The organism is Microbacterium sp. Ru50, from assembly GCF_002920555.1.
GTDB lineage: Bacteria > Actinomycetota > Actinomycetes > Actinomycetales > Microbacteriaceae > Microbacterium > Microbacterium arborescens.
Window position 1 is genome coordinate 484,889 of sequence record NZ_PQSV01000001.1, and the last position, 21,991, is coordinate 506,879.

The window sequence follows — 21,991 nt, forward strand, 5'->3', positions numbered from 1 at the left end:
CCTGGTTCGAGTGTTGCGGGTCGTTCGGATCAGTGATGGAGCTCGCGGACGGGGACGTCCGCGGTGGGGAGATCGGTCGGAGTCGGGGCTTGTGTGCCGTCGAGCGCCGCGGCCGCCGAACCGTAACGGATGGCGGAGACGAGGGATGCAGCTGGGTCTGCGCCGCGCGAGTCGGCGAGCAGGAAGCCCGCGAGCGAGCTGTCACCTGCGCCGACCGTGCTGCGAACGCGGGTGGGAGGCGGAGTAGCCGCCCACGCGCCTCGGTCGGAGACGAAGACGGCGCCGTCGCCACCGAGAGTCACGAGCGCGGCCCCCACCGTCGCGGGGACGAGCCCGCGAGCGGCGAGGTGTACCGCCTCGGCGAGGGTGTCGGCTGCGGGCAGCGCTGCGCCGAGGAGATCGGCGAGCTCTTCATCGTTCGGCTTGATGAGGTCGGGACGTCCATCCGCGACGACGGCGCGCAGTGCGGCGCCCGACGTGTCGACAGCGATCCGGGGCGCCTCATGGCCCAGCCGCTCGCGAACCGCTCGGATGATGCAGACGTAGGCGTCATCCGGCAGGCCGGGCGCGAGCGATCCGGCGAGCACGAGCCACTGGGCGTCGCGAGCACATTCCGCGACCACGTCGATCACGTCGTCGAGGTCGGCGGAGCTCAGGGCCACGCCGGGGAGATTGATCTTCGTCGTCTCTCCCGCGGGGTCCGTGACCGCGATGTTCGCGCGGGTTCGACCGCGCACCGGTACCGCCCGAACGTCGAGGTCTTCCGCCGCGAGCGCGGCCGCGAAGGGGTCGGCGGGATCCAGCGGCAGCACCGCGAGGCTGTCGCTTCCCGACGCATGCAGTACGCGCGCCACATTGATGCCCTTGCCTCCGGCATCCTCGCGAACAGCGGACGCCGTCTGAACCTCGCCGACACGCAGCGGCGCGTCGATCGAGATGGTCCGGTCGAGCGACGGGTGCACCGTCAGGGTCACGATCATGCGATCCATACCTCCACGTCGGCCTCGCGCAAGGCGCGGGCGAGCTCCTCATCCGGCTCCCGGTCGGTCACGACGACATCGAGGTCCGAGAGGTCGGCGAACGAGACGAGCAATTCGGAGTCGAACTTGTCGGCGTCGACCAGCAGAATGACTCGCCGGGCGCCCGCGACGACGGCGCGCTTAACGGCGGCTTCGTCGGGGTCGGGCGTGGTCAGCCCCGCGTCGCGGGCGATGCCGTTCGTGCCGAGGAAGGCCACGTCGGGGCGCAGCCGTGAGATGGCCGCAACGGTGTCGGATCCGACCGCGGCCGCGGTCAGTCCTCGGACACGCCCGCCGATCGCCGTCAGGCCGATGCCGCTCGCGCCGGCGAGCGAGTGAGCGATCGTCATCGAATGCGTGACGACCTCGAGGCCGCTGGGCGCGCTGCGTGCGATCAGCGCCTCGGCGAAGGCGGCGGTCGTCGTGCCCGCATCCACATAGATCGATCCGGCGCCGCCCGGAAGCGCAGCCAACGCGCGACGGGCGATTCGCTCCTTGGCCGCGGAGTGGCGCTGGGAGCGTTCGGCGACGGAGGGCTCGGCCGTGCTGACGCGCTCTGCCGAGACGGCGCCTCCGTGGACCCGGCGCAGGACGCCGGTCTCCTCGAGGACGGCGAGATCGCGGCGGACCGTCTCGGTCGTGACGTCGAACCGCGACGCGAGGTCGACCACGGCGACGCGGCCGTGGGCGGCGAGCATTCGTTCGATGAGCTGCTGGCGCTCCATTGCGTACACGACATCCTCCTTCGGATGCCCACACGATACAACGCGATCAAACGCAAAGCAACAGAATGCAACACGACTTTCGGTCCCGAGGCCGGAAACGACGGAGGGAGGCGCCGGCCGCAGCCGACACCTCCCTCCGGGGCGATCCGAGGCTCAGGCCTCGCTCATCGCGATGACCTCCTGCTGGCCACGCGCTGCGAGCGCGGCCGCACGAGCTGCAATTCGGCGCTCCTGCTCGATCTGACCGGCGTCGAGGGTCTCCTGGTCGACCGGGTAGCTCTCCACCTTGTTCACGCCGTTGTACTTGGCGATGTAGGCGTCGAGCTCGGGGCCCGACTCCCACGACGTGATGAGGCAGTAGCGCGGCTCGTCGCCGTAATGGGCGGCCGCGTGCCACAGGCGCTGGGTGTCGACGATGAGCTGCGCACCGGCGGGCAGCGCGATACGCGTCTCCTCGCTGGGGTCGGTGCGGTTCTCGCGGAGCACGAAGTAGCTCGTCTTGTCGTCCGTCAGGTTGAAGAAGCCTCGGACGACCCAGCCCGTGCCGTCGGGGTTGAGGCGGTTGTTGTCGTCCTGGTGCAGGTTGTAGAGGCAGTCGGCGTACGTGTTCGGCTGCAGCTCGATGATGCGGCAGCGGCCGACGTTCGCGCCGGGCTCCTGCGCACGCGCGGTCAGCGTCGGCGCGATCGCGGTCTGCGAGTCGATCCACACGCCGTCCTTGTCGGTACGCGGCGGCTTGTGGTTCCAGAAACCGTTGCACTCGATCTCGCCCTTGGCCGAGGCCAGCGGGGCGAAACGGGTGTCACCCGAGGACTTCCAGTCGACGTACTCGACGTCGAGCCATTCCTTCGGATCGATCTCCTTGTTGTAGCGGTCGAGGACGACGTAACCGGTCTCCTCGAGGGCAGCGGACTTGATGTAACCCATGACGGATCATGACCTTTCTGTCGGACAAGCGAAGTTTTTACAGGCCCGACTTAGGTCAGCCTACCTAGGGCTCCTGAACGCGCCGGTAGACTCGGCCGGGGTTTTCGAGGAGCGATTTCGGAGAACATGAGCACTGCCACGAATGTCGAAGCGACCGCCGTCAACACGATCGGCTGGCTCTCGGCATCCGACACCACCATCGTCGTCCCGGTGTACCAACGGCAGTACCGCTGGGACATCGGCGGCTGCGAGCAGCTGCTCGGCGACATCCGGTCGGTGTCCGCGTCCGACGACACGCACACCCACTTCATCGGATCGATCCTCTCCACCGCGAGCACCTCGTCCGACGACGACGCACAACTCGTGCTCATCGACGGGCAGCAGCGCATCACCACCCTGATGCTGCTCGTCGCGGCCCTGCACCACACGTTGCGCGATGACGATCCGGAGCTCGCGCGCGAGCTGGAGGCGGTCCTCGTCCGGGCCGACGACCCCACGCGCACGAAGCTGCGTCCGCACCGGGCCTGGGCCGACGTCTTCGAGAGCGTCGTCCTCGATCGGCGCACCCCCGAGGACGAGCTTCGCGTCTCGCGCTTCGACGACAATTACGCGTTCTTCCGCAGTCAGATCCGGCCCGGCGAGGCGGCGGCGCTGTGGCGCGGCCTGCAGAAGCTCGAGCACGTGGCGATCACCCTGGGGCCGCAGGCCAACGCGCAGCAGATCTTCGAGAGCCTCAACTCCACCGGCGAGCCGCTGCGCGACCACGAACTCATCCACAACTACGTGCTGATGGGACTCACGCACGCCGAGCAGAACGAGATCGAGCAGGAGTACTGGCTCGCGATCGAGCAGAACACCGGCGATGCCATCGGATCGTTCTGGAACCACTACCTCGTCATGCTCACGGGGCGCGAGGTGCTCATCACCGGTGGACGCGGCGTCTACGACGTCTTCCGGCAGCAGTTCCCCCGACTCGACATCGACAGCCTGCGGGAGCACGCGACGAGCTGGCGGACATTCTCGGAGATCTATCGCGAGTTGCTCGACCCGGCCACGAGCGACGACCCCGAGGTCGGCCGGCAGCTCGGCTTCCTCGCGGTGCTCGGACGTCAGATGTTCCCGCTCGCGATGCGACTCGTGCATGACCAGCGCGCCGGCATCCTGCCCCGCGAGGAGCTCATCGCGCGTCTGGAGGACATCCAGTCGCTCCTGCTGCGCCGCGTCGTCGTCGGCACCGCGACCGAGCGGCTCGTCGCACGCCTCTGCCGCGCGTACGCCGAAGGCCCCGACGCGCTGACCCGCGCGATCGCGCGCATCACCCCCTCGGACGAGCGGGTGCGCGTCGGTCTCAAGTACAGCGACCTCCCCCATCCGCGTTATGTCCTGGGACGTCTCGCCGACGTCGACCCCGCCGACCTCCTCGACGTCTCGCCGGTCTTCCCTGCCGGCGCCGGCGACGACTGGTCGGGAGACGGCACGCGACGCTTCGCCGATTACAGCGAGGACGAGCAGAACAGCCACCGTGCCCTGGCGCACACGATCGGCAACCTCACGCTGCTCGAGCAGGACCGCGCGGAGCGCGCGCTCGACGCGACCTTCCCGCAGCTGCGTCCGCTCCTCGCGGGCAGCGCGGTGACGATGTCGCGAGAGATCGCAGAGATCGCCAGCTGGGACACCGCGGCGATCAGCGCCCGCACGGAGACGCTGGCCGCGCGATTCGTCGACCTGTGGCGGCGGCCGTCCCTGACGGGCATCGATGACGACAACCTCACCCCGATCCTGGATGCGAAGCTGCGCCGCGGCTGGCCCCGCGGCTGGCAGCGGGAGTTCGACTACGTCGAGTTCCGCGGCGAGCACTGGGAAGTCCCCGACGTCCGCTACCTGTTCAACCGGGTCTTCAAGCGCCTCTGGGTCGACTCCCGCCAGAGCGTCGTCGATTTCAGCGCGCGCCGTGGCGGCCCCGTGTACCCGGCGATGGCGTGGAACGGCCAGTGGGACGAGCTCGGTGAGGGCAGCTACCTCTACATGGGCTGGGACTCCCGTTACATGCTCACGGCGGTCCAGGGCGTTCTCGAAGAGGCCGGCTGGGCGTCGGAGGTCTTCCTGAAGTACTCCTACATCGGCGAGGCGATGCGCTGATCGCCTAGCAGAGTCGAGAGCACGGCGTCAACGACCCCGCGATCCCGTTCTCGACCGCGTAGCTTCACTGTTGTACGTGAGCGGCTCGGTAGAGACGGTGTTCGGGTCACTTTCTCCCAGGGCTCACTGACGGCCCCGCCGTGAGATCTCATCTCCGGCGGGGCCGTCCCCTTCTCCGGGGTCGCCCAGGTGTCGTGACGTAGAATTCCGTGTGCTTCCCGACACGATCTCCCCCTCTTCCCTCGCGCCCAGCGGCATCGATCCGGCCGACCTCGCCGCGACGCTCCGCGTTCTGGACCAGCTCGCCGACATCGACCACGCCCACCCGGACTACGTCACGGTGCGACGCGCGACGGCGGCGATGTTCAAGGCTGCGAAGAAGGTTCGGCGCCGCGAGATCCGGGATGCCGTCGCCTCCGCCGACCGCGCCGTGGTGCACGCCACCGCGACCGGCGCCCCCGACCGCATCGACGACGAGACCCGCGGCATCCCGATCTCGTCGTCGACGACCGCTCCGATCGCCGGCACCCTCATCAAGGCGCGCGCCTGCTACATCTGCAAGCAGCCCTACACGATCGTGGATGCCTTCTACCACCAGCTGTGCCCCGACTGCGCGGCGCTGAGCCACGCCAAGCGCGACGCCCGCACCGATCTGACGGGTCGCCGGGCTCTGCTCACCGGCGGGCGGGCCAAGATCGGGATGTACATCGCCCTGCGGCTGCTGCGCGACGGCGCACACACCACCATCACCACGCGCTTCCCTCGCGATGCGGTGCGCCGGTTCACGAGCCTTCCCGACTCCGCGGAATGGATCGACCGGCTCAAGGTCGTCGGCATCGACCTGCGTGATCCCGCCCAGGTCGTCGGGCTCGCGGATGACGTCGCCGCGGCCGGTCCGCTCGACATCCTGATCAACAACGCGACGCAGACGGTGCGGCGCTCCGCCGGCGCCTACCAGCCCCTCGTCGACGCCGAGCTCTCACCGCTGCCGGACGGACCGCTGCCCGAGCTGGTCACCTTCGGCCACACCAACGACATGCACCCGCAAGCGCTCGAGCGCTCGGTGAACGCGCACCCGATCCTCGCCGCCGCGGCCTCGCGCGCCGACGAACTCACCGAGCAGGCGATGGCCGCGGGCTCGAGCTCGCTCGAACGACTCGCTGCCGGGACGGCGATCGACGCCGGCGGGCTCATTCCCGATCTCGACAGCGTCAACTCGTGGACGCAGCGCGTCGGCGACGTCGACCCGCTCGAGATGCTCGAGGTGCAGCTCGCCAACACCACGGCCCCCTTCCTCCTGGTCTCGAAGCTGCGCGCCTCGCTGGCTGCGAGCCCGGCTCGCCGCACCTACGTCGTCAACGTCAGCGCCATGGAGGGCGTGTTCAACCGCGGTTACAAGGGGCCCGGCCACCCGCACACGAACATGGCCAAGGCCGCCGTCAACATGCTCACGCGCACGAGCGCCCGCGAGATGTTCGAGACCGACGGCATCCTGATGACGAGCGTCGACACCGGATGGATCACCGACGAACGTCCCCACCCGACCAAGGTGCGTCTCGCCGAGGAAGGCTTCCACGCCCCGCTCGACCTCGTCGACGGCGCGGCACGCGTCTACGACCCGATCGTCCGCGGCGAGGCCGGCGAGGATCTGTTCGGAGTCTTCCTCAAGGACTACTCCCCCGGCGCATGGTGAGGCTCCCTGCCCCCGGCAACCGCGTGGTCGTCCGCTACCTGCTACCGACGGGACAGGCCACGGATGCGCTCGGCGAGCTGCTGAGCGCGGACGACGAGCTGGTCGTGGTCGACGGCAAGCGCGGTGTGGAGCGCATCCGCCGCTCGGACATCATCGCGGCGAAGCCCGTGCCTCCGCCGCCCGCGCCGCGGCCACGCCGCGCCTGACGCTCGCTCCTGCGGCGCGCGAACGCAAGAGCCCGCGAGCCGATGACTCGGACTCGCGGGCTCTCGGTTGCGGGAGTCGTCCGCACTCAGGCGTCCGCGCGCACCAGGATCTTCGCCCCGGCCCCACCGCGGAGCTTCTCGATGGCGCCGACCACACCGTCGATCGGGACCTCCTCGACCCATCCCGTCGTGTCGTAGACGCCGCGCGACATCGCGTCGATGACGGCGTCGAAGTCGGCCGGAAGGTACGCCAGCGCACCGGCGATCTCGGTCTCGGCCATGACCAGTTGCGTCGGCGAGAACTCCATCGCGCGCTCGTGGATCGCCACGACGACGAGGCGCCCGCCGGGCACGAGGCTCGCGAGTCCCGACGTGATGGCCGGTCCGGCGCCGGCGGCATCGAACGCGACGTCGGCACCGCGTCCGTCGGTCAGCTCGGCCACAGCGGCGGCGAGGTCACCCGACACGGGGTCGACGACCGTCGCACCGAGCGCGGCGATGGTCTCACGCCGCGATGCGCTGGGCTCCGACACGAGGACCCTCTCGACGCCGTGCGCCTTGAGAGCGAACCAGACGCCGATGCCGATGGGGCCGGCGCCCGCGACGATCGCGGTCTGTCCCGCTTTCACGAAGGAGCGCTCGACCGCGTGCCACGCGACGGCCATGGGCTCGACGAGGGCGCCCATGCGCAGGTCGACGTTCTCGGGGAGCTTGTGCAGCATCGAGGCCGGAACCGTCGTGTACTCCGCCATCCCGCCGCCGTGCGAGCTGAGTCCGTGGAAGCCGATCTTCTGGCAGGCGTTGAACATGCCCTTCTCGCACGCGGGGCACTCGCCGCAGTAGTAGACGGGCCAGACTGCGGCACGATCGCCCACAGAGACTCCCTCGACGCCCTCGCCGACCTCGACGACGGTTCCCGCGAACTCGTGGCCGAGGATCTGCGGAAGCTGCGCACCGGTCACCGGGTGCGGCTCGTCGAGCGTGAGGCCCGCGGCTTCCGGAGCGTAGTAGACGTGCAGATCCGACCCGCAGATGCCCGCGAAAGCGTTCTTCAGCTTCACCTGGCCTGCGCTCACCGTGGGTTCGTCGACGTTCTCCACACGGAGGTCTTCCTTCGCGTGGAACACTGCTGCCTTCATCGTGATCTCCTCTCGTTCGGCTGCATCACCGCAGCCACCATTCCGGTGAGGCGGCGAGGATCGCCCTCGTCGCCCACGCCACGTCGTCCGCGCCCGAGCGCAACCAGACTTCGATCGCCGCCACCGTCCCGCCGGCCGCGTAGGCGACGGCGATCTCTCGCATCGACTGGTCGTCGATCGCGGGCGGCTCGATCTCGGGATGCCGCTCCAGCCATTCCTCCAGCCCCCGGGCGATGACGCGCTCGAGCACGTCACGGATGGGCGCGGCGAGAGACGGATGCAGCGCACCGCGGTACACGTCGGCTCGCGCTCTGACGTGTGCGAGCAGGCGATCCTCGGCGGTGGTCAGCGAGTCGAGCTCGCCGACATCGGCCAGCACATCGGCGAGCTCGACGCTCAGCGCGTCGGCGACGAGCGACACGGGCGCGTCGGCATGCCGGTAGAACGTGTCACGCGTCACGCCGGCCGCGCGGCAGATCTCCGAGACCGACAGATCCGTGAGCGGACGGACAGCAGCCAGATCGAGGGCCGCCCGGCGCAGTGCCTCTCGGCTGCGCAGCGACCGCGGGTCCATGACCCCAGCCTATCCGACACCTGTCAGACAGTGGGCGGCTCGCTGCCTGATTCCGCCTCACCCGCAGCGCCCATGCCGGAGTCCTCCGCCTCCGCCGCGATCGGGACCGCGAGGGGAATCGAGATCGACGCGATACCGCCCCCGCCGAGCAGGTCGCCCGCAGGGTCGGCGGGCGGTGGTTCGTCGGGCAGCAGCTCGGCGTTCGACTTGCGGCGCGCGGGCTCGGAGGGCAGCCCCGCCCACTCGCTCGGTTCCTCGGGTCGCTGCATGAAGAGTCCCATGTGCCCATTCTCGCTCGCTGAGCGCGGCTCGACCCCTCTCACGGCGAACGCAGATCAAACGGAAAAGCCCCGCCGAAGCGGGGCTTTTCTCGAAGCTGGGGTACCTGGACTCGAACCAAGAACAACTGAACCAGAATCAGCCGTGTTGCCAATTACACCATACCCCATGGTCGGTTTGACCTCAGTCGCACCGAGGATCAACTATACCCGACGGATGCGATGGGGCCTAACCGAGCGCCGCCCGGGCGCGTCAGCCGACGCGCTGGACGAGCGCGTCGAGCCTGCGGATGGTCTCGGCCTTGCCGAGCAGCTCCATCGACTCGAACAGCGGCGGCGACACGCGACGTCCGCTGAGGGCGACACGCAGCGGGCCGTAGGCGACACGCGGCTTGAGCCCGAGCCCCTCGATGAGCGCGGGGGCGAGGGCATCCTGCACCGCGGCGGCGGTGAAGCCCTGCTCGGGGACGAGCTCGAGGGCGCCGACCGACGCGACGAGCACCTCCCCCGCGTTCGCCGGCAGCCCCGAGAGGGCATCGTCGTCGTACGCGACCTCGGAGCGGAACAGGAAGCCGAGCAGATCCGGTGCGTCACCGAGCAGCTGCATGCGCTCCTGGACGAGGGGCGCCGCGGCCTCGAGGATCTCGCGCTGTGCCGCCGTGGGAGGGTTCTCGATCAGGCCGGCGCCGGAGAGGTAGGGCACGAGGCGCTCGGCGAAGTCGTCGGGCGCGAGCATCCGCACGTGGTCGCCGTTGATCGACTCGGCCTTCTTCTGGTCGAAGCGCGCCGGGTTCGGGTTCACGTCGGCGATGTCGAACGCGGCGATCAGCTCGTCGCGCGTGAAGACGTCGCGGTCGGGCGCGATCGACCAGCCGAGGAGCGACAGGTAGTTCAGCAGCCCCTCGTGGATGAAGCCCTTCTCGCGCTGCAGGAAGAGATCGGCCTTCGGGTCGCGCTTCGACAGCTTCTTGTTGCCGGTCTCGCCGAGGACGAGGGGCATGTGGCCGAACCGCGGGACGAAGTCGGTGACGCCCGCCTCGATGAGCGCTGCGTACAGCGCGAGCTGACGGGCCGTCGACGGCATGAGGTCCTCGCCGCGCAGGACGTGCGTGATTCCCATGAGCGCGTCGTCGACGGGGTTCACGAACGTGTAGAGCGGGACGCCGCCGGCGCGAACGATGACGAAGTCGGGGAACGATCCCGCGGGGAAGGTCACCTCGCCGCGGATGAGGTCGACGAAGGTGAGGTCGTGGTCAGGCACGCGCAGGCGCCACGCGGGCTCGCGGCCCTCGGCGCGGAAGGCGGCCTTCTGCTCGTCGGTGAGGTCACGGTCGAAGTTGTCGTAGCCGAGCTGCTTCGCGCGGCCGTTCGCCTTGTTGCGGGCGTCGATCTCCTCGGCGGTCGAGTACGACTCGTAGACGACCCCGGCGGCGATGAGCTTGTCGAGCACCTCGCGGTAGATCTCGTGGCGCTGCGACTGGCGGTACGGCGCGTGAGGGCCGCCCTTCTCGACGCCCTCGTCCCAGTCGATCTCGAGCCACCGCAGCGCTTCGAGCAGCTGCTGGTAGCTCTCCTCGCTGTCGCGCGCGGCGTCGGTGTCTTCGATGCGGAAGACCATCTTGCCGCCGTTGTGGCGCGCGTAGGCCCAGTTGAACAGGGCCGTGCGGATGAGGCCGACGTGCGGCAGACCGGTCGGCGACGGGCAGAACCGCACGCGGACATCGGTTCCGGTGGCGGTCGTGGTGGCGGGGTGAGGTGCGGTGGACATCCCCTCCAGCTTAGTTCTCGTGAGAGTCGCCGCCGGTGAGCTCGGCGACGACGGCCCGCAGGTGCCCCAGGACCGATGCCACCGCGGGAACCCGGCCCGCACCGCCCGCAGACACCGCGTGTATGGCGCGGCGTTCGCTCGCGGGAAGCGGTCGCGTCACCACACCGGGGAGGAGGGGGAACGACGCGACCGCGAGTCCGGGAAGCGTCGCGACGCCGATTCCCTGTGCCACGAGCTGCTCGACCGCGACGAAATTGTCGGTCTCGAAACGGATCTCGGGGTCGAACCCGGCTCGGCCGCACACCTCGAGCAGATGGCCGCGGCAGCGGGGGCATCCGGCGATCCAGGCCTCGAGCGCAAGAGGGGCGATCTCCATCGCACCCACGCCGTGGGCGGCGGGGTGGCCAGCAGGCAGAACCGCCAGCAGGTCGTCGTACCCGATGACCTCCGCGTCGAGTCCCCGAGCGTTCTCGCCATGCGGGTCGCTCCGATCGCCCGGGTAGCCGAAGGTCAACGCGATGTCGGCTCGATCCGCGCGAACATCGGCGATCGCCTCGGGCGGCTCCGCCTCGACGTACGTCAGGGTCAGCCCTGGTTCCGCGTGAGCCAGCCGATCCATGAGGCGCGGCAGCACCGTCGGCGAGGCGGAAGGGAAGCCGACCATGCGCACCGTGCCCGACCGCAATCCGGCGAGCTCGGCCAGTTCGCCCGAGGCCGCCTCGATGACCGTCGCGACCGCCGCGGCATGCCGGGCGATCACGCGACCGGCTTCGGTGAGCCGCATCCGCCGCCCGACCCGCTCGACGACCGGCACGCCGAGACGCTGTTCGAGTCGCTTGATCTGCTGGCTCACGGCCGGCTGGCTGTAGCCCAGAGCCGACGCCGCCGCAGTGATCGACCCGCCGTCGGCGATGGCTCGCACGACGCGCAACTCGGTGACGTCGAGACGATAGTCCGGGGTGTCCATGCAAAAAGATAACTAGCTGTGATGGTTTGCATGCAAATCCTGCCGTAGACCAATAGATCGCGATCGCCCAGCCTGGATGCATGGAGAAGATGACCCTCGCACCCGAAGCGCTCCACGCCGCGTTCACCGGGTCGCGCGGATATCTCGCCGCGTGCAGCACGGGTCTGCCGACCACCGCGACACGGGCGGCGGTCATCGCCGACCTCGACGCCCGACCCGACCTGGTTCACTACGCTGACGTGGCCGAGCGCTGCCGCGCACATTTCGCCCGATTGGTGTCGACGGTGCCCGACCGCGTGGCCATCGGGTCGCAGACGTCGGTCCTGGTCGGACTGATCGCGGCTTCCCTCCCCGATGGTGCGACCGTGCTGTGCCCCGAGGGCGAGTTCTCCTCGCTCGTTCTCCCATTCGCCCACGCCGGGCGCGGCATCCGGGTTCGCGCCGTCGCGCTCGCCGACCTCGCCGGCGCCATCACTCCCGACGTCGACCTCGTCGCATTCTCGATCGTGCAATCGGCCACGGGAGAGGTCGCCGACGCGGCGGCGATCGTCGCGGCCGCGCGGCGGCACAACACCCGCACGCTCTGCGACGCGACACAGGCGGCCGGTTGGCTCCCCCTCGACGCCGAGCAGTTCGACGCCCTCGTCTGTCACACGTACAAGTGGCTGTGCGCGCCCCGCGGCGTCGCCTTCCTCGCGCTCTCCGACGGTTTCGCAGCGACGCTCATGCCCCTCCACGCCGGGTGGTACGCCGGCGAAGACCCCTGGGCTGCGTGCTACGGGACCGACGCGACCCTCGCCCGCTCCGCCCGACGCTTCGACGTGTCACCCGCCTGGCAGGCGATGGTGGGCGCGGAACCGGCCCTGGCGATGTTCGCGGATGCCGACCCTGCGGCCCTGCACGCACGGGTGACCGGTCTCGCCGCGGCGTTCCGCACGCGACTCGGACTGCCCGAGCCGCTGCACGCGAGCCCCATTGTCACGTGGCCCGACCCCGCCGGCGCGGATCTCGCACGGCTCACAGCCGCCGGCGTGGCGGCATCCGGTCGTCGCGGCAATGCGCGCGTCGCCTTCCACGTCTTCAACGACGAGGCCGACGTCGAACTGGCTGCGAACGCTCTCCTCGCCTGATCAGCCGAGGAGAGCGATGGGCGGCCTCGTCAGGCGGTCAGCACCCATGCGGTGGTGCCAATCGCGTCGGCGATGTGGGGATCGCCCGCGAAGTCGATGCCGTCGGTGAAGAAGCTGATGATCACCAGCGCGAACATCAGCGCGATGGAGAGGAAGAGGATCGCGCTCGAGACGAGGGCGATGATCAACTGTGCGCGGTGACTCATGACTCCACGGTGCCAGCCTTCCGCCCCGGAGCAAAATGCTTGCCGTCAACAGGCGCGACGGCTAGGCCCGCTTCTTCCGACACGCGCACCCAGGTGGGAATGGCGTGTGGGTGACGCCGTTTCGGTAGGTGATCGCGAGCTTGTTGGAGAGAGCGAGGAACCGCTCGATCGCGTTCCGGCCACGGTAGGCACCCGCGTCGAACCCGAAGCGTCGACCGGGCCACAACTGCCGCGACGCTTACGTGCGGCGATTCAGCCGGCCTTTCCGATACGAGGCTCTGTGACCGCGCCAGCCCTCGCTGTTCCGCCTCGGGGTGTGGCGTTCGGCGCCTGCTTCTTCCACTCCGCCCGCCACAAACCGAACTACCCGGAGGCGATTTCGCCGCGGATCCCGGCGCCGCGAGCATTTCATGCTATAGAGAGGACACGCTCTCACGACTTCAGGACGAATTCGGGACCGCATGAGTTTTCTCTCATCTTGTCGAATGGCGATCAAGGTACACGCTGGAGCAGTTGCTTACGACCCGGGAATCTTTGATGAGCCGGGTTGACTCTCACTGAGCACCGCACATAGGTTGGGGGCATGATTACTGACGACCATGCCGCCAGGAAGTCTCAACCTAACGCGTTGCCACGATACTCAAAGCGAAAATTCTTCTCCGTGAAACGTTCGGCACTCATCCTTGCCGTCGCGGCGGGGACATCGCTCGTCGTAGCGCCAGTGGCGCACGCAGCTTCTATCACCTACGCACACAATGCTGCTCTGAGCCAGGGCGAATATCGCTACAGCGGACTCCGGAACGCGATGACCGGCGGGCAGACACAGCTAGAACTCTTCAGTGGAGACGGCGCTCACCCGATAGCCAGCGTCGAAACCTACCGCCCCGCTCCGGGATATCAAACGATCGGTTACAGCGAGGGCGGTCTCACTGCACGGCTGAGTCATGGTCGTGCTGAGAGCGTGCATCAGAAGTGCTCCTGGGTTTGGCCATGGACATCGCATGACATTGGCAAGCTGCGCACTACCTGCACCTTTTATTACTGAAGCCACACTCACAATTGACAGCTGGGCCTTCACAAACAGGTCCGGTCAAACAACGGAAACTGTATCGAGACGAGAGGTATCTCAATTGAAGAAGATTTCTTATAGCGTTGTAGGAGTTGTGACTCTCCTCGCAGCAGCCGTAGTTGCCCCCAGCGCTTCGGCGACTGATGGCCAGCAGATCGCGACGCTGATCCCAGCATTCGAGCGCACGCAGACGCCTGATGACCGCGTGCCGTCCACCGTCGATCTTTTCGCTCTCGGCATCTATGACGACTCCTCAGTGCGGGCCTTGGGCTCCGATGAGGATGCCGACTACTGGGTCGCCCGATCCGGTAGCTCTGACATCTGCCTGATCACATACATCGCGGGCGGGAACGAGATCGCGGCCTCAACCTGCGTTAGCGCCTCGAGCTTTTATGAGTCCGGATTGGGCATCGCCGCGGGAGACGCGCTCCCCGGCTTCGAAAAGACAGCAGAAGGGTATCTTTTCCCTGCAGATGTCAAGCTGAGTGAAGCAACAGATCGGTCGTCTACGATGCGAGCATCAGCCACCGAGCCCACCTTCTTGCTTGCCGATGAAGCCGCGGAGCCGGCAACGTTCGAGCGCGAAGATGGCTCGTTGTTCGAGTTCGCTCCGATCCCGTCGCGCGCATGACTCGACGCAAGCGGACCTCCCTCGGTGTGGCTGGAGCGGCAATCGCTCTCTGCGTCGGGGTCGCCATCGCAGCTCCGACCGCGCAGGCGGCTAGCGTCACTTACGCGAACGACCAGCTGACGGCGCACGGCGTGGCACGAACATCCCATGTGCTGTCATCGGTCGTCGGCGGCACCGCGCGCGTCTCCATCGGGTTTGGATCGACATCGGTCGAGACATTCTCACCGGCACCCGGGTACACGACGCACGGCTATGCCTCTGGGGATTCCCCCGCGACTGTCCGCCTAAGTCACCAGCGCGTTTCGAACGCGTATAGCAAGTGCCTGTGGTGGTTCTCCAATTCCATCGGTGGCGAAGCCTCCCTCACATGCACCGCCACAACCTAGGAGCTGACGTGAAACAGTTCGTAACCTTTGCTCTGTCCTTCGTCCTGGGCGCGGCTTTTGTACTCATCACTGGGATGCTTGCCATCCAAGCCTCAGGAACAACCACAGGCGCCGTCTTCAACCTCGACAATCAGGTCGTGGCAGTGACGAGACCGCACGTTCCCTACCTCCAGCTGGTCGCGAGCGCTGTTCTCGGTGCAGTGGTAATAGGCGTGAGTGTGTGGTCGGTGCTCTCAGGAACTGCCACGCGAGCGGTGACCCTCAACATCGGGTTGATACTCGGTGTTATTCCACTCATCGTGTGGTCGGCGTTCCTCACTACCGGAAGGCTTGCCGCTGAAGCGAGGCCAGAGGCACTGCCATCTGGCCTGCCCGGCTGGGTGCTGTATGGCGGTGGGAGCGGAATCGTGCACGTGGCCGCGCTCGTGGGCGTTGCGGCACTCGTGTTCCGTGTCGCTTCCGCTCGAGCCGGCAGGCGACCGCTCCCCAGCGCCACTACTGCCCAGATGGAGACTTCGTAGGATCGACCTGGTATTGACTGCGGCAAGCAGCCAGACCCAATTCAAGGGGAGCCGTTCGACTTCGTCGGCGGCTCCCCTTCTGACAACAGGGGGTCGTTTCCTCGACAATCATGCTGACGTCCATGCGAGCTATCACGGGGGGCATTCTCCGCGAAATGATCGTCTGAGACGCCGGCCGAGTCGCTCGCGCTGTCCGTCGGACGCATCGCCTGCCCCACGATGACCCCGCCGGTCACGACCAGTGCGACGACGACCAGAGCCCCTGTCGCCAGCCCCGCGTAACCGATCAGCCCGAGCACTCCCCCGGCGACGGCAGCCCCCGCGGCGCCGACGACGTTCATGATCGCGTCGCTGCGTCCCTGACGCGTCGTCCGTCGCTCCGGCGACGACGCCTCGGTGAGCAGCGCCGATCCCGCCACAGTGGCGCCGCTCCAGCCGAGGCCGAGCAGGATCAGCGAGAGGGTGACGGCCAACGTCGAGTCGGCTCCCATCGCGGCGACGACGAGCGAGGCGGCGAGCAGAGCCTGACCGATCAGGATCGTCGCCACACGCCCGAGGTGGTCGGCGAGGATGCCGAAGACGGGTGACAGCGCGTACATGCCGGCGATGTGCAGGCTGATGGTGAGCCCGACGACCGTCAGCTCCGCGCCGTGGTGGACCAGATGCAGGGGCGTCATCGCCATGACCGACACCATGACCCCGTGCGATCCGGCGATCGCGAGCACGGCGTAACGGGCGGCACCGGGCCGGTCGGCGTGCGTCCGACGCGTCGCTGACGCCTGGGGTGCGCCGGCGCTCGACGTACGCGCGAGCAGCAGCGGGTCGGGCCGCAGAGCGACGAGATACAGGGCGATGGCCAGCAGCTGCGCGACCGCCGTGAAGAGGTACGGCCCGGTGAGAGGAGGCATCCCCACCGCCTCACCGATCGCCTCGCCGGCACCGATCAGGTTCGGCCCCAGCACAGCACCGATGGTGGTCGCCCACACGACGATCGAGAGGTCACGCCCGCGCGTGCGATCGGTCGCGAGATCGGTGGCAGCGAACCGGGATTGCAGATTGGCGGCCTGACCGGCGCCGATCAGCGCGAAGGCGATCAGGAGCACGGGGAACAGCCCGGAGGCGGTGCCGACGACGACGAGCACCACCCCGACGAGAGCCAGCAGCATTCCGAGGGCCAGCGCCGGCCGGCGCCCCGCCCGCGACGCGAGCGAGGCCAGCGGCATCGCGAGCAGAGCGGCGCCGAGGAGGGTCACCGCCGCGGTCGGAAGACCCGCGAGTGCGTCGTCACCCATGAGCCGTTCGGTGATGACCGCTCCCAGCGAGATGGTCGAGCCGAAACCGATGCCGCCGAGCACCTGACCGAGCGAGAGCACGACCAGGGCACGCCGACGGACCGCGTCGCGCGCGTCGACCGAGGCGGCCGCGGTCGGAACCGGGAGACTCTCCCTGTCAGGCATCCCGGACGATGTTGCGCAGGATGCCGAGACCGTCGATCTCGACTTCCACGACATCGCCCGCGACAAGCGGCCCGACGCCCGCAGGAGTCCCCGTCAGGATGACGTCGCCCGGCAGCAGCGTGAACGCGGCGGACGCATAGGCGATGAGATCGGCGATGCCGTGGACCATGTCGGTCAGCGGTGCACGCTGCTTCTCGTCGCCGTTCACCCGGGCGACGAGCTCGGCCTGCGACGGGTCGAACTCGGTCTCGATGGCCGGTCCGAGCGGGCAGAACGTGTCGAAGCCCTTCGCGCGGGTCCATTGCCCGTCGCTGCGCTGCAGGTCGCGCGCGGTGACGTCGTTGGCGATCGAGTAGCCGAACACGTGGCTCAGCGCGTCGGCGGCTGAGACGTTGCGCGTGACCTTGCCGATGACGACGGCCAGCTCTCCCTCGAAATCGACCTGCTGCGACTGCGTCGGCCGGACGATGGCGTCACCGGGACCGATCACCGAGGTGTTCGGCTTGAAGAACAGCAGCGGCTCGGCGGGGACCTCGTTGCCGAACTCGGCGGCGTGCTCGCGGTAGTTGCGGCCGACGGCGATGATCTTCGATCGCGGGATGACCGGAGCGAGCAGCACGGCGTCGCTGAGCGCCACGCGCTCGCCCGTCGTGTCATAGCCCGCGTACATCGGGTCGCCCGCGAGCGTCACCAGATCAGTGCCGTCGAGGATGCCGTAGCGGATGGCCTCGTTGTGCGAGAAACGTACGATCTTCATCTCAGGCGTCCAGCCGCACGAGCCAGCCGTGCTTGTCTTCGCGACGTCCGTACTGGATGTCGGTGAGCTCCTCGCGCAGCGACAGGGCGAGCTCGCCGACCGGCTGCTCGTCGAAGAAGTCGCGGCCCTTGAGAACGCCGATGGGGGTCACGACGGCAGCTGTACCGCAGGCGAAGACCTCGACGATGTCTCCGGATGCCACGCCCTGGCGCCATTCGTCCAGCGAGACGGCACGGCCCTCGACCTTGTGCCCGCGGTCGCGCGCGAGCTGCAGGATCGAGTCGCGGGTGATCCCCTCGAGGATCGAGTCGGACTGCGGCGTGACGATCGTGCCGTCCTTGTAGACGAACACGACGTTCATGCCGCCGAGCTCCTCGACGTTGCGGTCCTGGTCGAGGAAGACGACCTGGTCGCACTCGTTCTCGTACGCCTCGGCCTGCGGGAGCAGGCTCGACGCGTAGTTGCCGCCGGTCTTGGCAGCACCCGTGCCGCCCTTGCCTGCGCGGGCGTAGTCCTCGCTGAGCCAGATCGACACGGGCTTCACGCCGCCGGTGAAGTACGCGCCCGCCGGGCTCGCGATGAGGTAATACGCGACCTTGTTCGCGGGGCGCACGCCGAGGAACGCCTCCTTGGCGAACATGAACGGACGCAGGTAGAGCGACTGATCGGCACCCGAGGGGACCCAGCCGCCGTCGACGGCGATGAGCTCGCGGAGCGACTGGATGAACCATTCGACCGGCAGCTCGGGCAGTGCGAGGCGGCGCGCAGAGCGCTGCAGCCGTCGGCCGTTCTGATCGGGTCGGAAGGTGTGCACCGACCCGTCCGCGTGACGATAGGCCTTGATGCCCTCGAAGATCTCCTGGCCGTAGTGCAGCACCGCCGCAGCCGGATCGAGGGTGATCGGCCCGTAGGGCTGGACGCGCGGGCGGTGCCAGCCGCCGCGCACCGACCAGCAGATGTCGACCATGTGGTCGGTGAAATGGGTGCCGAACCCGGGGTTCGCGAGAATCTCGTCGCGTCGGGCGGCCGGGGCCGCAGCGAGGTTTCGGGTAACGGTGAACTCGAGGGGTTCGAGTCCGGCGTCGGGATCGTTTTCGAGGAGGGTCATCTGTCTTCCAAGCGGATGTCGGGCGGCGGGCGGATTCCAGGCTACGCCTGGAGGCGAGCCGCGATCGCGTCGCCGATCTGCGTCGTGGTGCGTGGCTCCGAGCTGCGGTCGGCGATGTCGGCCTCGACGGCGTGGGTGACGCGTCGGGCGGCTTCCGTGAGCCCGAGATGATCGAGCAGCAGCGAGACGGAGAGGATCGCGGCCGTGGGGTCGGCCTTCTGCTGGCCCGCGATGTCGGGCGCCGATCCGTGGACGGGCTCGAACATCGAGGGGAACGCGCCGTCGGGGTTGATGTTCCCCGAAGCGGCGAGGCCGATGCCTCCGGTGACGGCGCCGGCCAAGTCGGTCAGGATGTCGCCGAAGAGGTTGTCGGTGACGATCACGTCGAAGCGGCCCGGGTTCGTGACCAGGAAGATCGTCGCCGCGTCGACGTGGAGATAGTCTACGGCGACGTCGGGGTGCTCGGCGGCCACCTCGTCCACGATGCGCTTCCAGATGCCGCCCGCGTGCACGAGCACGTTCGTCTTGTGCACGAGCGTCAGCTTCTGCCGCCGGCGCTCGGCCAGATCGAACGCATAGCGCACGACGCGCTCCACACCGAAGGCGGTGTTGACCGAGGTCTCGTTGGCCACCTCGTGCGGGGTGCCGCGGCGGATGCTGCCGCCGTTGCCGACGTACGGCCCCTCCGTGCCTTCGCGCACCACGACGAAGTCGATCTCGCCGGGCTCGGCGAGGGGGCCGGGCACGCTCGGGTACAGCTTCGACGGCCGGAGGTTGACGTAGTGGTCGAGCTCGAAGCGAAGCTTCAGCAGGAGCCCGCGCTCGATGTTGGCGTCACGCAGCCGCGGATCGCCCGGCACTCCCCCGACGGCGCCGAGGAGGATCGCGTCATGGTCCGCGATCGCCCGCAGGTCTTCGTCGGTGAGGGTGTCGCCGGTCTCGAGGTACCGGGCCGCGCCGAGCGAGAAGCGCGTCTTGTCGATGACGACATCGGTTCCCGCTACCGCCGCGTCGAGCACCTTCTCGGCCTCGGCGACGACCTCGGGGCCGATTCCGTCGCCCGGAATCACGGCAAGTTTCACGACGCGCGACATCGCTCTCCTCGTTCTCGGCGGCGCGGCACGCCGATCGCTCAGTGCTCGGCGGGCCGCGAGTGGGCTCCCTTCAGCGTAGTGGCCGCGATGATCCCCGCGCAGACGACCAGCACGGCGCCGATCGTCGCCGTCACGCCGACACCGGAATCGAAGGCGTGCGCCGCGGCATCCAGCAGCTGACGGCCAACGGAATCGGGCAGATCCTGTGCGACGTTGACAGCGCCCGCGAGCGTCTCCCGCGCCGCGTCGGCCGCCTCGGCGGGCACACCCTCGGGCACGGCCATGCCGAGCCGGTACATCGCCGTCAGGATGCCGCCGAGCACGGCCGTTCCGAGGACTGCGCCCACTTCGTAGGCGGTCTCCGAGACCGCGCTCGCCGCACCGGCCTTGGCGGGAGGAGCGCTCGCGAGCACGAGCTCGTTCGAGACCGTCTCCGCCGCCCCGATGCCCATGCCCAGCAGGGCGAAGGCGAGCACGAGCTCGATCATGCTGTCGGGCTCGGTGAGAAGAGCGATCATGACGTAACCGGCGGCCGAAAGGGTCAGTGCCGCAGGGACGACGATGCGAGGCGACACCCGGCGCGAGATCGGCACGACGCCCAGGCCCGCGACGATCATCATGGTCAGACCGGGGACGAGGGCGAGCCCCGCCTGCAACGGCGACAGGCCGACGATGAGCTGCAGATGCTGCGTGACGAAGTACAGGAAGCCCACGAGCGCGACGACGCTGAGCAGGTTGACCAGGAGCGCGCCGCTGAAGGTGCCGCGCGAGAACAGCCGCATGTCGAGCATCGGCTCGTGCACGCGGAGCTGGCGCCGCACGAAGAGCCAGCCGAACACCAGGCCGAGCGCGAACAGCACCGGCGGCGTGATGCCCCAGCCCTTCACCGCGAAGTCCTTGATCGCGTAGACGATCGGCACCATCGTCAGCATCGACAGAGCGATGCTGATCGGATCGATGCGCCCCGGGCGGGGATCGCGGCTCTCGGGAACGAGGAAGGGCGCGAGCACGAGCAGCGGCACGAGAACCGGTACCGCCATGAGGAACACCGATCCCCAGCTGAAGTGCTCGAGCAGCACACCACCGACGATCGGACCGAGCGCGGCGCCCGCCGAGAACATCGAGGCCCAGACCGCGATGGCGAGGCGGCGCTGGTCCCGGTCGGTGAAGATGCTGCGCAGCAATGAGAGGGTCGAGGGCATCAGCATGGCGCCGAACACGCCCATCGCGGCCCGAGCGGCGATCAGGAGTTCGGCGCTCGGGGCGAAGGCCGCCAGCGCGGAGACCGTCGCGAACCCGGTCGCACCGATCAGCAGCATCCGACGACGACCGAACCGGTCTCCGAGCGATCCCATCGTCACGAGGAGACCCGCGAGGATGAGCGGGTACACGTCGATGATCCAGAGCTGCTGGGCACTCGTCGGGCTCAGCGCGCGAGCGATCTCGGGCAGCGCGAAGCTGAGCACCGTGTTGTCCACCGACACGAGCAGGACCGGAAGCATGAGCACGCCGAGTGCGGCCCACCCCCGCCAGCCGACGCGCCGGCCCTGTCCGTCTGCGATTGCGATCTCTTCTGTCAACGTCATTAGTTCACCGTCCAGCCGGTATAGTAACAGGATCGAACGCCGAAACGCGAGAGGATCGAAGACATGAGTCGTCCCCCACGTGCGCGCGAGAGCGTGCTCGACGCGTACGAGAACCTCCTGATATCCGACGGGGCGCGCGGCGCCACGATGGATGCCGTCGCCGCGGCAGCCGGTGTCTCCAAGGGCGGCTTGCTCTACCACTACGCCTCGAAGGAGGCGCTCGAGACGGCCCTTCTGGATCGGATGATGGAGCTCGCCCGCCTCGATGTCGATGACATGGCGCGGCACCCCGAAGGCATCGTCGCCGCCTACCTGCGCACCTCCGTCATGGAGGACAGCGCGCTCGATCGCGCACTCCTCGCCGGATCGCGACTCGCGCAGAGCGGACACCCCGCCGCGAGCGCCGCGCTGCGCGACGTCCGGACGCTCTGGGAGGAAGCACTGCGCGGTCACACCCGTGACGAGACGGCGCTGCAGCTCGTCCTACTCGTGGGCGACGGCCTCTACTTCAACAACGCCCTCGGCGCGGGGGCGGTCGTCGGCCCCGTCCCCCAGGGCGAAGACTTCGACGCGCTCATCCGGCTCGTCCTCGGCGTCACCCAGCGATGACG

General features: G+C 68.6%; 22 protein-coding genes and 1 tRNA gene. 8 read left to right on the forward strand and 15 right to left on the reverse strand.

Annotated features, from left to right (window positions below):
* Nucleotides 1-29 precede the first annotated feature (29 nt).
* From C3481_RS02265 to C3481_RS02275, 3 genes are all read right to left on the reverse strand, one after another.
* Complete coding sequence (locus C3481_RS02265) at nt 30-980, reverse strand: 1-phosphofructokinase family hexose kinase (protein WP_071919376.1); 951 nt, start codon at nt 978-980, stop codon at nt 30-32.
* A complete protein-coding gene (locus C3481_RS02270; protein ID WP_103840621.1) occupies nt 977-1,753 on the reverse strand; it encodes a DeoR/GlpR family DNA-binding transcription regulator in 777 nt (258 codons plus the stop codon). The genes C3481_RS02265 and C3481_RS02270 overlap by 4 nt, the downstream gene beginning before the upstream one ends.
* A 144-nt stretch (nt 1,754-1,897) precedes the next feature.
* Complete coding sequence (locus tag C3481_RS02275; protein ID WP_023951035.1) at nt 1,898-2,671, reverse strand: hypothetical protein; 774 nt, start codon at nt 2,669-2,671, stop codon at nt 1,898-1,900.
* 126 nt (nt 2,672-2,797) lie between these two features.
* Here C3481_RS02275 and C3481_RS02280 point away from each other — a divergent pair, with 126 nt between their 5' ends.
* From C3481_RS02280 to C3481_RS02290, 3 genes are all read left to right on the forward strand, one after another.
* Entirely contained in the window at nt 2,798-4,810 is a 2,013-nt protein-coding gene (locus tag C3481_RS02280; protein WP_103840623.1) for a DUF262 domain-containing protein, read from the forward strand.
* Nucleotides 4,811-5,021: 211 nt separating this feature from the next.
* Entirely contained in the window at nt 5,022-6,503 is a 1,482-nt protein-coding gene (locus C3481_RS02285; RefSeq protein ID WP_064956654.1) for an SDR family NAD(P)-dependent oxidoreductase, read from the forward strand.
* On the forward strand, nt 6,497-6,709 hold the full coding sequence (locus tag C3481_RS02290) for a hypothetical protein (protein ID WP_023951041.1): 213 nt from the start codon (nt 6,497-6,499) through the stop codon (nt 6,707-6,709). The genes C3481_RS02285 and C3481_RS02290 overlap by 7 nt, the downstream gene beginning before the upstream one ends.
* An 86-nt stretch (nt 6,710-6,795) precedes the next feature.
* Here C3481_RS02290 and C3481_RS02295 read toward each other — a convergent pair whose 3' ends face one another.
* From C3481_RS02295 to C3481_RS02320, 6 genes are all read right to left on the reverse strand, one after another.
* On the reverse strand, nt 6,796-7,848 hold the full coding sequence (locus C3481_RS02295) for a 2,3-butanediol dehydrogenase (RefSeq protein ID WP_103840626.1): 1,053 nt from the start codon (nt 7,846-7,848) through the stop codon (nt 6,796-6,798).
* Between the two features lie 25 nt (nt 7,849-7,873).
* Entirely contained in the window at nt 7,874-8,422 is a 549-nt protein-coding gene (locus tag C3481_RS02300) for a TetR/AcrR family transcriptional regulator (protein WP_023951045.1), read from the reverse strand.
* 23 nt (nt 8,423-8,445) lie between these two features.
* Nucleotides 8,446-8,703 (reverse strand): hypothetical protein, encoded by a 258-nt coding sequence (locus tag C3481_RS02305; RefSeq protein ID WP_064956657.1) that lies wholly within the window; start codon nt 8,701-8,703, stop codon nt 8,446-8,448.
* A gap of 95 nt (nt 8,704-8,798) precedes the next feature.
* A tRNA-Gln gene (locus C3481_RS02310) sits at nt 8,799-8,870 on the reverse strand.
* Between the two features lie 83 nt (nt 8,871-8,953).
* The gene (gltX, locus tag C3481_RS02315; RefSeq protein ID WP_103840628.1) at nt 8,954-10,468 is read right to left on the reverse strand and encodes a glutamate--tRNA ligase; all 1,515 of its coding nucleotides are present in this window, start codon (nt 10,466-10,468) and stop codon (nt 8,954-8,956) included.
* A 10-nt stretch (nt 10,469-10,478) separates the two neighbouring features.
* Nucleotides 10,479-11,435 carry a LysR family transcriptional regulator gene (locus C3481_RS02320; RefSeq protein WP_023951051.1) on the reverse strand — a complete coding sequence of 319 codons (957 nt, stop codon included), beginning with the start codon at nt 11,433-11,435 and terminating at the stop codon, nt 10,479-10,481.
* Between the two features lie 89 nt (nt 11,436-11,524).
* Between C3481_RS02320 and C3481_RS02325 the strand changes: the two genes are divergently transcribed.
* Nucleotides 11,525-12,565 (forward strand): aminotransferase class V-fold PLP-dependent enzyme, encoded by a 1,041-nt coding sequence (locus tag C3481_RS02325; protein WP_103841968.1) that lies wholly within the window; start codon nt 11,525-11,527, stop codon nt 12,563-12,565.
* 29 nt (nt 12,566-12,594) lie between these two features.
* Here the strand turns inward: C3481_RS02325 and C3481_RS16480 are convergent, their stop codons facing one another.
* Complete coding sequence (locus tag C3481_RS16480) at nt 12,595-12,771, reverse strand: hypothetical protein (protein WP_023951053.1); 177 nt, start codon at nt 12,769-12,771, stop codon at nt 12,595-12,597.
* Between the two features lie 583 nt (nt 12,772-13,354).
* Here C3481_RS16480 and C3481_RS16395 point away from each other — a divergent pair.
* From C3481_RS16395 to C3481_RS16400, 3 genes are all read left to right on the forward strand, one after another.
* Nucleotides 13,355-13,816 carry a hypothetical protein gene (locus tag C3481_RS16395; protein WP_146053611.1) on the forward strand — a complete coding sequence of 154 codons (462 nt, stop codon included), beginning with the start codon at nt 13,355-13,357 and terminating at the stop codon, nt 13,814-13,816.
* A 118-nt stretch (nt 13,817-13,934) separates the two neighbouring features.
* Nucleotides 13,935-14,471 carry a hypothetical protein gene (locus C3481_RS02330; RefSeq protein ID WP_103840630.1) on the forward strand — a complete coding sequence of 179 codons (537 nt, stop codon included), beginning with the start codon at nt 13,935-13,937 and terminating at the stop codon, nt 14,469-14,471.
* 367 nt (nt 14,472-14,838) lie between these two features.
* Entirely contained in the window at nt 14,839-15,378 is a 540-nt protein-coding gene (locus C3481_RS16400; protein WP_181021866.1) for a hypothetical protein, read from the forward strand.
* 41 nt (nt 15,379-15,419) lie between these two features.
* Here C3481_RS16400 and C3481_RS02335 read toward each other — a convergent pair whose 3' ends face one another.
* The 5 genes from C3481_RS02335 to C3481_RS02355 are packed head-to-tail and all read right to left on the reverse strand — an operon-like array spanning nt 15,420 to nt 21,380.
* Entirely contained in the window at nt 15,420-16,835 is a 1,416-nt protein-coding gene (locus C3481_RS02335) for an MFS transporter (RefSeq protein ID WP_103840632.1), read from the reverse strand.
* Entirely contained in the window at nt 16,828-17,592 is a 765-nt protein-coding gene (locus tag C3481_RS02340) for a fumarylacetoacetate hydrolase family protein (RefSeq protein ID WP_103840634.1), read from the reverse strand. Before C3481_RS02340 ends, C3481_RS02335 begins: the two co-directional genes overlap by 8 nt.
* A gap of 1 nt (nt 17,593) precedes the next feature.
* The gene (locus tag C3481_RS02345) at nt 17,594-18,700 is read right to left on the reverse strand and encodes a branched-chain amino acid aminotransferase (protein ID WP_103840636.1); all 1,107 of its coding nucleotides are present in this window, start codon (nt 18,698-18,700) and stop codon (nt 17,594-17,596) included.
* A 41-nt stretch (nt 18,701-18,741) separates the two neighbouring features.
* Nucleotides 18,742-19,794, reverse strand: coding sequence for a 3-isopropylmalate dehydrogenase (locus C3481_RS02350; protein WP_023951059.1), 1,053 nt, complete (start codon nt 19,792-19,794; stop codon nt 18,742-18,744).
* Between the two features lie 38 nt (nt 19,795-19,832).
* Nucleotides 19,833-21,380: an MFS transporter gene (locus tag C3481_RS02355; RefSeq protein WP_103840638.1), complete on the reverse strand. Its 1,548-nt coding sequence runs from the start codon at nt 21,378-21,380 to the stop codon at nt 19,833-19,835.
* A 63-nt stretch (nt 21,381-21,443) separates the two neighbouring features.
* Between C3481_RS02355 and C3481_RS02360 the strand changes: the two genes are divergently transcribed.
* On the forward strand, nt 21,444-21,989 hold the full coding sequence (locus tag C3481_RS02360) for a TetR/AcrR family transcriptional regulator (protein WP_064956663.1): 546 nt from the start codon (nt 21,444-21,446) through the stop codon (nt 21,987-21,989).
* Nucleotides 21,990-21,991: the final 2 nt, after the last annotated feature.